Source organism: Aeromonas sp. MR7 (assembly GCF_963899385.1).
Taxonomy (GTDB): domain Bacteria; phylum Pseudomonadota; class Gammaproteobacteria; order Enterobacterales; family Aeromonadaceae; genus Aeromonas; species Aeromonas bestiarum.
On record NZ_CAWQXH010000032.1, the window covers coordinates 61,407 to 75,611 of the forward strand.

General features: G+C 51.5%; 9 protein-coding genes, 1 tRNA gene and 1 pseudogene. 6 read left to right on the plus strand and 5 right to left on the minus strand.

The window, feature by feature from the left end; translation table 11 throughout:
• Positions 1-31 precede the first annotated feature (31 nt).
• The 6 genes and pseudogenes from AACW87_RS14880 (at position 32) to AACW87_RS14905 (ending at position 5,225) form a co-directional block, all read left to right on the plus strand.
• A complete protein-coding gene (locus tag AACW87_RS14880) occupies positions 32-1,186 on the plus strand; it encodes a flagellar assembly protein FlgT (protein WP_098984889.1) in 1,155 nt (384 codons plus the stop codon).
• A 50-nt stretch (positions 1,187-1,236) separates the two neighbouring features.
• Positions 1,237-1,313: transfer RNA gene (locus AACW87_RS14885), tRNA-Arg, on the plus strand.
• Between the two features lie 198 nt (positions 1,314-1,511).
• A pseudogene (locus AACW87_RS14890) lies at positions 1,512-2,242 on the plus strand (DUF932 domain-containing protein); the annotation flags it as partial.
• A 176-nt stretch (positions 2,243-2,418) separates the two neighbouring features.
• Positions 2,419-3,357, plus strand: coding sequence for a hypothetical protein (locus AACW87_RS14895; protein ID WP_241325375.1), 939 nt, complete (start codon positions 2,419-2,421; stop codon positions 3,355-3,357).
• Between the two features lie 8 nt (positions 3,358-3,365).
• The gene (locus AACW87_RS14900; RefSeq protein ID WP_241325376.1) at positions 3,366-4,499 is read left to right on the plus strand and encodes a DEAD/DEAH box helicase family protein; all 1,134 of its coding nucleotides are present in this window, start codon (positions 3,366-3,368) and stop codon (positions 4,497-4,499) included.
• 312 nt (positions 4,500-4,811) lie between these two features.
• Positions 4,812-5,225 carry a hypothetical protein gene (locus AACW87_RS14905; RefSeq protein WP_241325378.1) on the plus strand — a complete coding sequence of 138 codons (414 nt, stop codon included), beginning with the start codon at positions 4,812-4,814 and terminating at the stop codon, positions 5,223-5,225.
• Between the two features lie 35 nt (positions 5,226-5,260).
• On the opposite strand, the gene AACW87_RS14910 is transcribed toward AACW87_RS14905, so the two are convergent.
• From AACW87_RS14910 to AACW87_RS14930, 5 genes are read right to left on the minus strand one after another with little or no spacing between them, the layout of a single operon-like run.
• Entirely contained in the window at positions 5,261-6,631 is a 1,371-nt protein-coding gene (locus AACW87_RS14910) for an SEC-C metal-binding domain-containing protein (RefSeq protein ID WP_241325380.1), read from the minus strand.
• A gap of 25 nt (positions 6,632-6,656) precedes the next feature.
• A complete protein-coding gene (gene pglZ, locus AACW87_RS14915) occupies positions 6,657-8,708 on the minus strand; it encodes a BREX-1 system phosphatase PglZ type B (RefSeq protein WP_241325382.1) in 2,052 nt (683 codons plus the stop codon).
• 32 nt (positions 8,709-8,740) lie between these two features.
• Positions 8,741-9,349 (minus strand): hypothetical protein, encoded by a 609-nt coding sequence (locus AACW87_RS14920; RefSeq protein ID WP_241325384.1) that lies wholly within the window; start codon positions 9,347-9,349, stop codon positions 8,741-8,743.
• Entirely contained in the window at positions 9,346-10,626 is a 1,281-nt protein-coding gene (locus AACW87_RS14925; RefSeq protein WP_241325386.1) for an AAA family ATPase, read from the minus strand. The genes AACW87_RS14920 and AACW87_RS14925 overlap by 4 nt, the downstream gene beginning before the upstream one ends.
• A gap of 10 nt (positions 10,627-10,636) precedes the next feature.
• The gene (locus tag AACW87_RS14930) at positions 10,637-14,059 is read right to left on the minus strand and encodes an Eco57I restriction-modification methylase domain-containing protein (protein ID WP_241325387.1); all 3,423 of its coding nucleotides are present in this window, start codon (positions 14,057-14,059) and stop codon (positions 10,637-10,639) included.
• Between the last annotated feature and the right edge of the window lie 146 nt (positions 14,060-14,205).

Below are 14,205 nucleotides of genomic sequence, written 5' to 3' on the forward strand. Positions count from 1 at the left end.
AGGGCCGACCCGCATATTCAAGGTGTTTGTCATGAAATTACCGCTGCTGTTAACCCTGCTGCTGGCCAGCCTGTCGGTCCGGGCAGAGCTTATCGAAGCCCAGGGCAGTGCCGCCATCCTGGGGGGCGACGAGGTCTATGCCCGCGAGCAGGCGACCCGCGACGCCCTGCGCCAGGCCCTGCTGGCGAGCGGCGCCGCCGTCTCCAGCATCCAGCGTCTGGAAAACGGCAGCCTGCGCTCCGAGCAGATCCAGATCCGCTCCGGCGGCGACATCCGCCAGTACCGGCTCAAGCGGGAAGAGGTGCGCAACGGCCGCATGTACATCACGGTACAGGCCGATATCCAGGCCGAACGCCAGATCTGCCAGACCCAGCATTACGCCAAGGATTTGACGCTGGTAAGGCTGCGACTGCGCTACCCGGATCAGGCGAGCTACGGCGCCCTCGACGACATGCCCGCCAACCTGTCCCGTCGCATGTTCGAGACCCTGGCCAACGCGCCGCAAGGGGTGGCCGTGCGCCAGTGGCTGGACGAAAACCTGCGCATAGACCCGCTCCACCTGCAACAGGGGGATCGCAGCGCCCTCGAGGAGATCAAGGCCCTCAGCCTGCGCACCGACAGCCAGTATCTGGTGCTCGGCAGCATAGATGACCTCTCCATCGAGCCCCAGGGCAACCAGCTGACCAGCTGGTACGAAGACCCCATCCGCAACTTTCGCATGCAGCTCTACCTGTTCGACGGCATCAACGGCAGCCTGCTCAGCCGCAAGGAGTATCAGGGCCGCGCCAACTGGACCTTCGGCAAGCGGGATCAGATAGGCAGCAGCAGCGGCCAGTTCTGGCAGTCCAGCTATGGCCAGGAGGTGAACTATCAGTTGCAGGAGGCGGTGCAGGATCTGGTAGCCCAGCTCAACTGCGCCCCGGTCACCGCCCGGGTGATAGGCCAGAACGAACGCGGCCCCCACATCAACCTGGGCCGGCGCAACGGCGTCAGGCTGGGGGATCAGTTCCGCATCCAGCACAGCGCCGACTTCATCGACCCCTATGGCAAGTCACGCATGATGCGCAACCCGGCCGACGGCCTGTTCGAAGTGGTACAGGTATTCGAGGACGGCGCCATCATCAGCAGTCAGAACAAATATTCGCCGTTTAACATCCAGATCGGGGATTTGGCAGTATTGGAATAAGAATCAAGGGTTTAAAAGGGAGCGGCTTCTTGTATAATGCCCGCCACAAGGCTCCCGTAGCTCAGTAGGATAGAGCGGTCCCCTCCTAAGGGACAGGCCACTGGTTCGACTCCAGTCGGGAGCACCATATAAAACAAGGGGTTGGCATCGTCATGGTGCCAACCCCTTGGTCGTTTTTGGCTTGGGGTACCACAGCGCGCATTCCATAGCTAGAAACCTAAAAAGGTAAATGAGTCTTATTTTAATTAAATTCGGATATATATTATCTCCATGAACCTACCCAAGGGACTGCTCTATGCAGTCCCTTTTTCATTGGAGATCTCCCATGGCTCACCTGATCGACACCATGGCCTACACTGGCCAAACCCCTTGGCATGGCCTTGGCAATGTCTTGCCCCCGCAACAATCCCTCGATATCTGGCTACAGGCAGCCGGGATGGATTGGACCATCGAGCAGAGCGACGTGATGTTTAACGTCGCCTCTGACGCGCTGCATATCCGCCCCTACAGCGACAGCAAGGTGCTTATCGCTCCGATACCCTCGCCCCTCTGTCAGTGGTCTCAAGCCGCTACAACGTTGTACAGCCTCACGAGGTGCTGCACTTCTATCAAGATCTGGTGGAAGCCGGTGGCTTTGAGCTGGAGACCGCAGGCTCGCTTAAAGGCGGCCGCAAGCTGTGGGCACTGGCCAAGACCGGTCAGGATCTCAAGCTATCAGGCGGTGACTTGGTTAAATCCTATCTGCTGCTGGCAACCAGCTGCGATGGCACGCTCTGCACCACGGCGCAGTTCACCTCGCTGCGAGTGGTCTGCAACAACACCCTGCAGATGGCACTGCGCGGTGCTACCGGTGCCATCAAGGTACCCCACTCCACTCAGTTCGATGCGGCTGCCGTCAAAGAGCCGCTCGGGCTGGGGCTTTCTCATTGGGATGAGTTCAAAGTCCAGACCAAGGCGCTGGCACAACGACCCGTCGCCCCCGAAGAGGCGCTACGCTTTTTCAGCGACTTGCTGGTGCAACCGCTGGATGGGGAGAACATCATCCTCACCAAGCCGGATTTGCAGATCAGAATGTTCATATTCTTGGCAAAGATCTCAGTGGTGTCCCAGAAGACCAATTAACTACCATTGAGCGATTTAAAAAAGAGTTCGATGAGTGCATCGACTTTGACGAAAAGCTCATTGCTATTACTGTTGCTGGCTGCCGCGCTGGGATTAATTTTGGTCAAGATATGAAACAGCGGCTCATTGCCACCTGGGACAGCACAGTAACCAGTGTCACAGCTGTGGTACAAGCTAACATTGGCAGAGCCTGTGGGTACCATGACAATCGAGAAGCACATCACTTCACAAGCCTTAATGCGGCACAAGCCTATGGGGCAATCCTGGATTACCTTGATAAGAATACCAGTGAACACGCCGCCTCTGATTTTGATGGTCTCAAAGAATTTTTTGAAGATGTATGTCAAGAGTTTAATGTTAATGGTTTGGATGTAGGATTAACCGTCAAAAACAAGCGGCGTCGCCCCATAGGTGATGTTGAAACCTACATGACAGACAGTTATGTTGCCGTGCCAGCCAAGCTGTTTGATTCTGATTACGACTTCACACAACACACCGAGGATAAATTAATCCTGCAGGCCATAGCACTGCTACGTGAAGAGCTACTCAGAGATTCTGGTCCATCGGTAAAGTCTTCTCGTGCAATACGTGGAGCCAAGAAGAACTGGGTGAAAGCACAATGGGTCAATGGCGATACTTATGATAATAAAGAAAAAGCCCTAAAAGAGGGTACGATGAAAGAAAGGACTATAAAGTTCACAAAGCAACTAGATGATAAATCACCACTAGAGTTCAATACCATTGTAATGCCTGGTTCTGGTGAATACACGGAGCAAAATCTCGTCACAGCAACCATATTCAGTATTTATAACATGTCTCGACGCAACAATGTCAGAAAATGGGTCATGACTGAAGATGATGTTCATGAAATGTGTGATCATTTTGATATAGAGCACGATGACACCATGTTCGTACTCTATAAGCGTGGGGAATATAATGCCGAGGCAAGCCGTATGAAAGCCGCCGCCAATGAACTGCCAGAAAATGAAACTATCATCCATGATGAGTCGCAATTTTCTGAGCAACAGCGCAACGCTTCAGTGAGTTAAATAATCACATGAACAATCAGGTAACACGGCATAGAGAAAAAGTTGCATCAGCACTATCTGGTAATACCTTCTCACATCAGATAAATGCGGCGCAGCGTGCTTTTCGTCATTTCGATAATGGATCAAGAGCAGTGGTCATCGCGGCAGAGATGCAATCAGGAAAGTCTGGTATTGCCTTAGCACTCAGTTGTCTGCAGCGGAATTCACTATCTGACAGTGATTTATGTGAGCGTCGCAAGTTAAAAGATACCTTGTACTTGGTCACGATGGCTGACCTTGCTCTGTTAGAGCAAGCCAAATCTGACTTCGCTGCATGCCCCAACATGGTCGTGAGTAATTTCACGAATTTCAGGCTTACCCTGGCATCCGAGTTTAAGCATCAACAACCACGATTGATCATCATTGATGAATGCCATTACGGCACTCATCAAGATGGCGTTCGCTACAGCGATGTATTCAATTACCTTGATAGTGAAAATAGCGATTGTAAGATTGCATTTATCTCTGCAACACCTTTTAGCGCTCTCTATGCCGCTGGCGCTGACTCAATTCTAAAACATCAGTACCACACTCAACTGGTATTTCACAAAACAAGCTCTGACTACCACGGTATTCGGAGTATGCACAAGCATCATCAGATCGTGAAGCTCGATCCGACACAGCGCGATTTTTGCCAAGACTCGCTATTACGAAGACGATTCGTCAGACAATTTCTTGAACATCAAGGCCCTGGTTGGAGCGTCGTTAGGGTACAAAGTGGTGCTGCAGCTTCAGTGAAAGCCATACTGATAAAGCAAGGCATTGCAGAGGACCAGATTTTTATTATTGGCCAAAAACTAGCTGGCGTCGAAGAACATGAAATTAGCTCGATTCAAGACTTCAAATACGCTTATGATGCGGCCAGCCTCTTTGATAGTAAACTCATTGCCATTACTGTGGCTGGCTTTCGAGCAGGAATAAACTTCGGTTCCAAAATGAAAGAGGAGCTAATTAACAGCTGGGATAGCACCATCTCAAATATAGCGGAAATCGTCCAAGCCAATATTGGTCGAGCATGTGCCTACCATAACAACATCAAGGCAATCCATTATACTAACCTTGATGCGATCGGTGCATACAGTGAATTACTGGATCATCTTTAGTCTCAATCTGAGCACTGTGACTTTTCAACCTTACACGCTCAGTTTGAACATATCTGCGAGCTTTATGATGTCGCAGGTTTTGACCGTGGTCTCACCATTAGCAGTAGTGTCGAACATTCCGTAAAAACCACTATCCAGCCAGACCAGTTTATCTATTTAACTGAGCGTTATCGCATAGTCCCAGCAAAACTGCATGAAATTGAGCCAGACTTTAGCGACTACAAACTCGATAACGATGAATTAGAAGCTATCAGACTTATTCGAGATGAGTATCTTAAAGACGGCGGACCGTTTATAAAAAGTGGCCGGGCTTTGCGAGGGGAACATCAAAACTGGATCAAGGCACAGTGGGTCAATGGCGCCACCTACAATGACTTTACCGATAGTTGTGCCAAAGCACGAACTTTATCATTTATTAGAACCCTTGCTCAGGGTGAGCCATTAGTATTTAACCAGGTTGTCAATCCTGGTGGTGGTGAGAGCACAGATAGCAAGCGATTGATGGCGACAATTTTCAGTGTATATAACTTATCACGGCAACAGAGTGCCTATAAGCGCACCATGGATGAAGATGACCTTATTGAGTTATCTGCGGTCCTAGAGATTGACTATAATGATACCATCATCGTTTTTTTTAAGCGCGGAGTAATTCAAGATGTAAGTGATGGAAACAAAGATAGGCATGTCACTGAGTCACAAATAGCTAATCAATCAATCTTTAGATAAGATTAGGCAGAGACCCTTCTCTGCCTTCTTAGAGGTTATATCTTACAGCATTTTTTATATTTTTTACCTGAACCACATGGACATTTATCATTTACACCAATCTTTCTCCCATCCTCAAAATCAACGAACCCACTACCAGTCAAAAATCTTTTATTAAAAATATCAAGAATATTACTAAACCCATCAGCCAATATTTTAGGGAGATCATTTTCTATAAGCATCTGGCTATATGTAGTTGCTTGTTTATCTCCCATATCTGCTGCTTTCTTTATCACCTCACTGCCTTTTATCTTATCTAGCCCTACATTATTTCCTTCGAATAAATCCCTACCATAGGCATACATCGTCTGAGTACATCCGAGTTCAATTGCTTTCTCTGCATACTCAGTTGCCAATAACATATCTTTATCACAGGCCTTGCCTTCACTATAATAAAAATATAGTTGTCTCAATGCCAACAAGTCACCATCTAGACTTGCTGGCCTTAGTAAATTGAAGGATTCAACATAAGCCCCAGAATTATATAAAAGAGCCCCAAGTAACGCTTGAGAAGGTTGATGATTTTTCCTTGCGGCAGACCTTAATGCGGTGAATGCTCTCTGCTTATAGGGGTCATCATCCGGCCTGTCGGCAACTAATAACGCAAATTCATAGTTGTATTCAGGCCTTGCTCTAGAATGAACCAGCTCTTCTCTTTCTTTTTTGTTACACCATAAATTGACTGACACTTTATCTAATTCAGCATCCAGTTCGATCGCAGCTAAATACAATTGCAAGGCAATTTCATCATGACTCGAAAGATGGATATTTTGACGTTCAGTTACAAATGTAGTGGGTAGCTTTTGAAAGTATGCATCATGAAGAGCACTGATTGCCTTACCGCCCAAAAACTTATCTTTTGCATTGTCGGAAAAGAACGCCTTGTATATCATTTCTTTTTCTTCAACAATTTTTAACTCACCATCAATAATTACCACGTTAGTGGTAGATGATAAGAGCGGCTCAGATAAGTCCGTTAACAATGAACTAAACAATGATCTTGCTTGAACAAATGACGATATTAGTTCATTACGCTGACTATCATGCGGCAACTCTTTATTGGCATGTACTGCATTATTTGCAAGTTGCCTTACCTTATGTAGATTATCTTTGACAGTCCGACTAAATATACGCTCACTGTACAGAAAGTCGATAAAGTCACGCAGTGTTAAATCGTCTGTTCCATAGAGATTGTTCTTCCTCGCCAGTTCTGTGCACCACAGTTCTAATATTTGTCTAAAACGCGTCAGAGATACGTCTGGCAGTACCTGTTGATACTCAATAGCCTCCTTATACAGGGTTGCAATTTTAGTACCAAAGACAGAGACAAAGTCCGTATCAAAAACAGTATTGCGCTCTTTGTTCATAAAATCCCTTTGCCTCCGTTCATTGTTATTTATTGTTGTTAGATACAATCAGCTCTGGCGTTAAACACTCCTGCAGACTCACACCACCGTGATTGTAGTAATCCCCCGCCTGGAACAAACTGATCCCGGGGGCCATCACTACTCGCACTGCAGGGTTCCAATGCCAGGGGCATTGCAGGTAATCACTTTGGCCATTACCTTTCAAAATGGCGCAGCGTGGCGTGCGCAGTTCCGTCATGTGTTTGGTCAGCTCTGCTTTAGGTAGCTTCCCTGGACTCCATAACCAGCCATGGTCGGTCACCACATGTACCCTGGTCCAACCGGCATCCAACAGACTCACAATCCGCTCAACCACTCCCTTTAAGGCATGATCGATGAATTTCGGCAGGCTCTGCTGACGCTCGTGTCCAAGATTATCCAGGTCACCACACTGTACCCAAGCCTTACCTTGTTCTGGCTCTCCACAGTCGTGCCCTTCCAGATATTGCCAACCCGCTTGGGCTAGCCCTTTCTTGAAATGATGGCTCGAGAAATCAGCCCCACTGTCGGCAAATTGCGGGACAAATTTGTCGCTTTCCAGACCCCCGCTTAACAAGGGGCTAAGGGGCGTCACTGCCGCTTTCGCTGTCGCCGTCAGACTAGGGAGGGCACTCCAGCGGGTTTTCAAGGTGGTATGAAGGTTAGCCTGCGCCAAGAGATCCATAAGACGATGGCCCATATCAAGACGCAGCCCATCGACAAAAAAGAGTACGGTACTGGCCCCCTGGTATGCTCCGATCGGTTCTTGCGCTCCCTGACCACCCGGATAACCCTGGCTCTTCACCAAGTGCTGGAAGTGCAGGGTCACCGCTTCCAACCAAGGGGTATAGAGTTTGCCAAGCAGCGCGGCGGCCACCTGCTCCATGGCGCTATCGCTCGCCAAGGCCATCACCTGCAGGGCAAGATCATCGGTCTGCCATACCTTCTCCTGGTAATAGCTGGCCATGGTCTCAATATCCGGCCCACCCAATGGTTGACGAGTCAGTTCACTTAACTGGCTTAATGGATCAAGCAACATTGCCCAAGGCGAGAGTCCGATCCCTGCCCACAACCACTCACGCCGGGCTGCATGCTCAGCGTTAAGCGACGCCAGGTGGTTACGAATGGTTGCTACCTCCTCGTTAACCAAGGTGGTGAGCATCTGCGCCAGCCGTTGCTCTTCATGCTGATTGCAAAAGGGATAACGGGCTGACTCAAAAAGCAATTCGCTGGGCGGCACCTGATGCAGTGACTTAATCAATGAAGAGTGGTGTGCGGCGGTCTCGTTAAAACGCTCCCACACCGCATGCCAAGGTCCCTGTGCATCACACAGCAGCGGTAACAACGAGGAGATCTCAATGTTGGCAGGATCAACGCCAAATGCATCTTGGCTCTGACCACAGAAGTGCTGCCAGCGGTTGCTCTGCTGCCACTCCTTTTGGATGGCCTCAGGCTCATTGAGCCAAGCCAGCACATTGCGGATTGGGTCGCCCCCCGCCAACGCATAGAGATCGCTGGTTTCTAACCGTTTGCCCTGCAAACTGGCGGCCTGGGCTTCCAGCAGATCAGGCAACACCTCAAGCAACGCTTGCTGGGTTTTACCATCTTTGGCGACATCGAGCTGCAACCCCACCTTGGGATTACTTAAAAAAGAGCCCACGCTCCAATCACGACCGGCGGTGTTATAGGCCCACCAGCAGCCGCGATATTGCAACTCGGCAAGAGGTTGCAAGGCAAGAGAGCATTGGTCGATGGCACGCAAATCTTTGCGACTGACGCCGGGCAGATAGAGGATCGGGATGGTATCAGTAGGCAGGGATTGCTCTGATGCAGTACCTGCAATCATGCATTTTAGCCAAATGGCAGGACCGGTGCGCTCGGCGGGTCGATAATCCCCCAGCTCGAGCAGCTCGGGTAAATAGCGCTTGATAATCGGCATGGCAGCTTGCCACTGCCGGGTTTCATCGGTCCAGAGCACCACTGCGGGCGGTACCTGCACCTGAGAGTTGTAACGCGCGCTGTCGCGCAATTGAGTAACCAGATAGTCGATAACTTGCATGGAATTCTCGATTCTGTTTCGCGCCTTAAGGCTTAAGCCAACCCCTGGCGGATCAGCTCGCCATGAACAAACGGAGAGTGGTGTTGTAAAAAAGCGAGCGAACAGTCATTTTTCAAGTAGTTGTCATAATGCCGGGCGCGCATCTGATTATGCTCCGGGCTATCGAGCTTGAGACGGGTAATGGTCTCGGCGGCGGCATCGGCATGCGGTGTTCCGGCAGGATAACGCGCATGATTGACCGCAATCTCGCCATTGGCAAAGTTGATGATAAAGGTCTCAGGGGCCAAACCGATGGGGTCTAGCACATCATCAAACTTATTCTTATTGCGGTTCGGACCAAGGGCGCTTAGACGGTAGTTATCCCACTCATAGGCATCCCCGGCATTCTGTGATTTGGCCACAAAGTGGTCGGTCGAGGCCGCGCCAATAACCCACTCAAAATAGATCGCCAAATAGGCGCAAACACCGCTGTAGGTATCCCACAACTGCTTGTTAGAGCGTGTCCAATAGTTGGGCAAATCCGATACCACTGGCGGTGGGGCATTGAGCGCTATGCCATGAGTGGCTAACCAATCGAGCCCCGGCTGGCGAACTCTGGCATCAAAATCGGCAGGCTCAGGTTGCAATGACACCGGGATCATAACGGCCAACCCTTCTTATCGCAGATGGCGCGCCAGCGAAACAGAAACTCATCGGTCGGCTTTAACGCGAGCAGCAATTTCTGATACATGGCAGCGAGCGCCTGGGGATCCGGAGCCGCTTGCCCCAAGAGCGTCGAAGCCTGCTTGATCAACTGTTCGTACTCTTTCGGTCTCCCACTGGGTAGGTCAAAGGCATCGCTAGTTAACCAACTGGTGACATCCCCCTGCTTTTCAAAATCGCGCCGGGTAAGCCTCACCTCGCCTTGGGCCAGATCCAGATCAAACCAGGCATCTTGGCTGGCATCAAACAGCGGCTCAACCGATGCCATTACCAAGGGAGAATGGGTCGCGGTAATCAGTTGCACCTTGGCCTGTTTATCAAGCAGTCCCATGACGCTGAGCAAGGTGGGCACTATACTGCACTGCCAACTGGGATGCAGGTGAGATTCAATCTCGTCGATCAAGAAGGTGATCTGGGGTGTCACCGGTTCACCCAGTTGCTTGGCCGCCTGCTGGTGCTCTTGCCAGGCCCACACCAACAGATAGGCCAGGGCTAAGATACGCCGCATCCCTGATGAGGCGTGCACCACAGGCACATCTTTATGGTACGGCATGCGGATGGTCGGGATATCCCGCGCATCATCCAGGCTGATCCGGGTCAGCTCTCCCAGGGTCAGGATCTCATCAGGAGAAGGGGAGAGCGCCTTAAGTACCGCTTTCAGGTGCTTAAATGCCGCCCCTTTCTCTTTTTGCCAGCTGGCCAGATCGCGAATAAGGCCATTACACAGCCAACTGCCATCGCTACTGGCTAGGCCATCCCATACCTCGCTAGGGCTAAGAACATAAGCGGGCAGACGTTCTTGAATATCGAGCTCTCCCTGGGTGCGCCAGTAGTTACGGTATGGATCCCACAGCGCGAAACTACCGTCAGCCATGGCATAGAGCACCAGGCCAGGGTTAGCAGGCCGCCCAGGGCGGCCGGTCCAGCTCTGTTCACGGCGGGCAAAGGTACTCTGGTACTCTTCGCGCTTGCTCTTGGCAGTAAATGAAAAGCTGATGCTCGCCTCCCCTTCCACACCAGGCTGTGCTTTACGCCCTGTGGTGAGCTTAGGGTTGATCTCAGCTGGCCAGCGGCGAGTTAATGCCCACCAGGCGATATCCAGCAAGAAGCTCTTACCCAAGCCATTATCGCCGGTCAGCAGATTGAGCCGCTGGCCAAAGGCCAACGACAAGGTAGGGGCAGGGCCAACATTGACCGTCTTGAGCGTATCGATCATAGGGCTTCCATCATTCCGGTTGGTTTGCTCTGGTGGCGCGTTTGTCTGCTAGCGACAAGTGGTGATCGTTAATACGCGCCCCCTCTTTTTCACCGTATTGCAAGCCCAGAGTGTACCAAGGGGCGGAGGCGACGTCGTTACCGCGATCCTTGTTCCAGTTGATATTGGGCTTAAAGCGCAAGATCCCGGCGCCTTTTTTGCCGACATCGGCCGCTTTGAGGAAGGGGCGGATATTCAGGCGCACACCATCATTGAGATCCGGCTCCCAACCGATGGGTTGTTCGGCCAGGGGCTTCCAGCGCACAAAGATATCGAGCCCCTTTTCACCTGCCAAGATGGCCTCGAGGCGCTGTTGCAGGTTTTTGGCTGCGGTGAGGCGCTCTTCGGCGCCATCGCGCGCTTCTTTTACCCCCTGCTCCTGAATGCGGATCCAGTCACCCAGGTAGGTGTAGATCAGTCGCTCTAAGCCGGAGCGGTCGAGCTTGTGGTAGTTGACCAGGGCGGAGAAGCCACCTTTTAGGCCATCCCAGATATGCCAGATAAAGGGTCTATGTTGGAACAGCTTGCAGTGCTGCTCGAAGAACTTGTCGCGAAGCCAAAGCTCCAGGCTCTTGCTGCCCACGGCGGCCAGCAACTTATCCAGGGCACCACTTTTCCAGTCATCCTCGTAGGCCGCCACCAGCAATTTTTCCAACCGGGTATGGGCTGGGGCTTCACCGCGCACAGCAGGCAAACAGACGATGCCATCTTCATCGGCAAACATGTTGAGCCTGGCAACCTCATCGACCAGTTGGCGCTGCTCATCGGCCAGCTCCATCTCTTTATCCAGCTCGGCTGGCCACTTATAACCTAGCAGGCGCGCTACCGCTACTTGCAGTACAGTCTCATCAAAGCGCACAGCCCCCCCTTTGGTCCATTTGCTCTCTTCGTCCCAAATAACGGAGGAACAAGGGTGACCGTGGAAGATCCATTGGGTTGGGTCATTTGTGTAGGGTTTTGGTAGGCCGTTGGGATATTTGAAAGACGCAACGCCCTTCCAATATGAGTGGTCAAATGGAACTTTCACTAATGTCTTATTGGTAACTGCAATCTTCTGATCTATCTCCCGTACTGCATTTCTATACTCAGCTGTTTCACAATACGACCAAATATCTGGCAAAATGTTCGGGTCATCAAATGAAACAACAGCCGCATTTTTTTCAAACAAAGAGCCATGATACAAGCATGCGCGAAGATTTTGCACTTGAGAAATAAGGACGCCAGGTTTGCCGTGAGCCATATTTCCAGCCAAAATGGCCATCCCATCTTTTGCTCTTTTATGTAACTCGCCTATTCCTTTTTGCCACCAAATTGCGCTTTCCATCCCCCCCCAAAAAGCATCACTTTTACTAGAAGACTGCATGAACTCCCAATCACCAATAATTGATGGATGCTCCCAATAAAACCTGATAAACATCAACGAATCTTTTGTTCCAAGACCATGCACACCAGCGGAAACATCCTCTAGATAATTGGCATGTATTTCATTGCTAAGCATTATTCGATAATCAGGGTTGCTGAGTTGAGATGATTGCACGACATCGCTTAGCCGTTTCACTATAAGCTCACGTGACTTATTTCTTGCATGTTTTTCATTAGAAATGTCGACACCAAACATTGAATGGTTGTTTTTATTCGGCGCGGTTGACATGACAAGTAAAATTGCTTGCACCACCTCACCAGAAATAGTTTCAAAAGCTCTTGGCCCAAGACGGGCAAGCAGATTCCAGGTCTGCTCGGTCAATAACTTCTCGCGGAATTTCTTATAGCTGGTCAAAAATAACCAGTTTTGCGGCAAGACGATAGTTGAGCTGCCGCCCTGGGGATTAAAATCGAGACAGCGCTCCAAAAATACGGTGGCCAGATCGGCTTTGGCTTCCGGGTAGTACTCGTCACAAAAATCTTGCAGCACGGCGCACTGCTTACCACGCCCCAAGTAGGGCACGTTGGTGGCCACTAGATGATAACTCCCCGCCAGCAACTTAGCTGCCAGGGCCAAGCCTTGGGCAGCGACGCTGGCATCTTTACTTTCATCATCACTTTGGGCTTGGGCATCGAGCAGTTGCTGCCAGGGGGTCGGAGCACCTTCACCCTTACCCTCATAGTGGGCACGCTTGATATCGATCAGGCTACCCAGCACAGGAGCATCGCTAAACTGGCGCATTAGCCAAGCGAGGGCAGGTTCGAGCTCTGGATTTTGTTTGGCAAGCTGTTGCCACTCATTGCTGGCGGCCAGCACATCTTGCCCGGAGCAAGCCAACTGCAAGGCAGGTAGTGGCCGATAACCACCGGCATTGGGGAATCGCCAAGCTTCGAGCGCCAGGGCAAAGGCGGCAATCTCGATGCAGCGGCCATCCAGCTCGAGACCATGCAGGTTTTGCGTGATCACCCGCTCGATGGCGGTATTGGCATCACACCCTTCCAGGTGCATGCGCATCGGCACCAGCATCAAAAAGAGCGCCACCAGGAAGTGGCCGGAGCCGCAGCAAGGGTCGAGGGTTTTTAGTTCGCTGATATTTTGAGGCCAGGTGTCGTACCAACCACCGGCCGGTTGCCAGCGCTCCCCTTGGGCATCCGTCACTTTAACAAAGCGCAGGTAAGAGAGGGGCAGGCCCGGGATCGCGGCGCGCTCGCGGAGCTCCTGCTCATCGCTGGCATGACGCAGGTGATCATCGGTGAGACGACGTTTGGCCCACCAGGCCCCCAGGGCGTTATCCAAGAGGAATGAGACCATATAAGGCTCGGTAAAGAGCTGGGTAACCGGGCTAAGTTCATCGGCCCCGATGGGCGCGCCGGATTTGTTGACTTCCTCTTTACGCTTGCTCTGCCAGAACTGATAGCACCAGCCCAGGCTGTCTTGCGCCTCGAACACCGCCGGTGACAGGGCTATGATCAATCCTTCGAGGGTGCGCTGATGGTTGATGGGCAGGCGCACCGCCAGCACGGGGGAATCAACCCTAAACACCTGGGGCAACATTTTGGCTGCCAGTCGCCCTGCCAGCTCCCAGGCGCTGGCGCAATCGGTCTCTTCTTCTAACAGCTCTGCGCACTCATCCAGGGTTACCGGGGTATAAGCGTCATACATCAACAGGTCGTTTTGCTCGAGAAAACGGGCAAACAACATGCGGTGCAACTGCTCGTAGGCCATCTCGGCCAGCAGGTGAGCGGTCTCTTGCTTGCCATTATCGTGAAGCGGGTCGCCCAGCTGGCGGGCATGGGCCCGCAGGCGGTTACGCAGCTTGCGCTGCCCGTCGTTAAGAAAGGCGGGCACAGTGGCATCACCCACCCCCAAGCGCTCAATCTCTTCCCGGCAGGCGGTTTCAACTACCTCACGGGCAGCAAGGACGGTGCTTTCCAGCTGACTTCTTAGGGGCTTATCCAGGGCTTGTCTCATGGTGTTGTCTTATACCTTTTGTCGCGGTATGGCTCGATAAGGGTGACTCGGCAGCCCTATGGGCCTTAAATTGAATGCGGATATTCGGTTAAAAAGCGCAGCGGCCAACGTGCCGCTGCGCTCTATATATTGGTTATCTTGGGTTT

Excerpts from the sequence above, each read along its gene's own strand:
- AACW87_RS14880 (WP_098984889.1), top strand. The coding sequence starts at position 32 with ATGAAATTACCGCTGCTGTTAACCCTGCTGCTGGCCAGCCTGTCGGTC.
- AACW87_RS14895 (WP_241325375.1), top strand. The coding sequence starts at position 2,419 with ATGAAACAGCGGCTCATTGCCACCTGGGACAGCACAGTAACCAGTGTC.
- AACW87_RS14900 (WP_241325376.1), top strand. The coding sequence starts at position 3,366 with ATGAACAATCAGGTAACACGGCATAGAGAAAAAGTTGCATCAGCACTA.
- AACW87_RS14910 (WP_241325380.1), bottom strand. The coding sequence starts at position 6,631 with ATGAACAAAGAGCGCAATACTGTTTTTGATACGGACTTTGTCTCTGTC.
- pglZ (WP_241325382.1), bottom strand. The coding sequence starts at position 8,708 with ATGCAAGTTATCGACTATCTGGTTACTCAATTGCGCGACAGCGCGCGT.
- AACW87_RS14920 (WP_241325384.1), bottom strand. The coding sequence starts at position 9,349 with ATGATCCCGGTGTCATTGCAACCTGAGCCTGCCGATTTTGATGCCAGA.
- AACW87_RS14925 (WP_241325386.1), bottom strand. The coding sequence starts at position 10,626 with ATGATCGATACGCTCAAGACGGTCAATGTTGGCCCTGCCCCTACCTTG.
- AACW87_RS14930 (WP_241325387.1), bottom strand. The coding sequence starts at position 14,059 with ATGAGACAAGCCCTGGATAAGCCCCTAAGAAGTCAGCTGGAAAGCACC.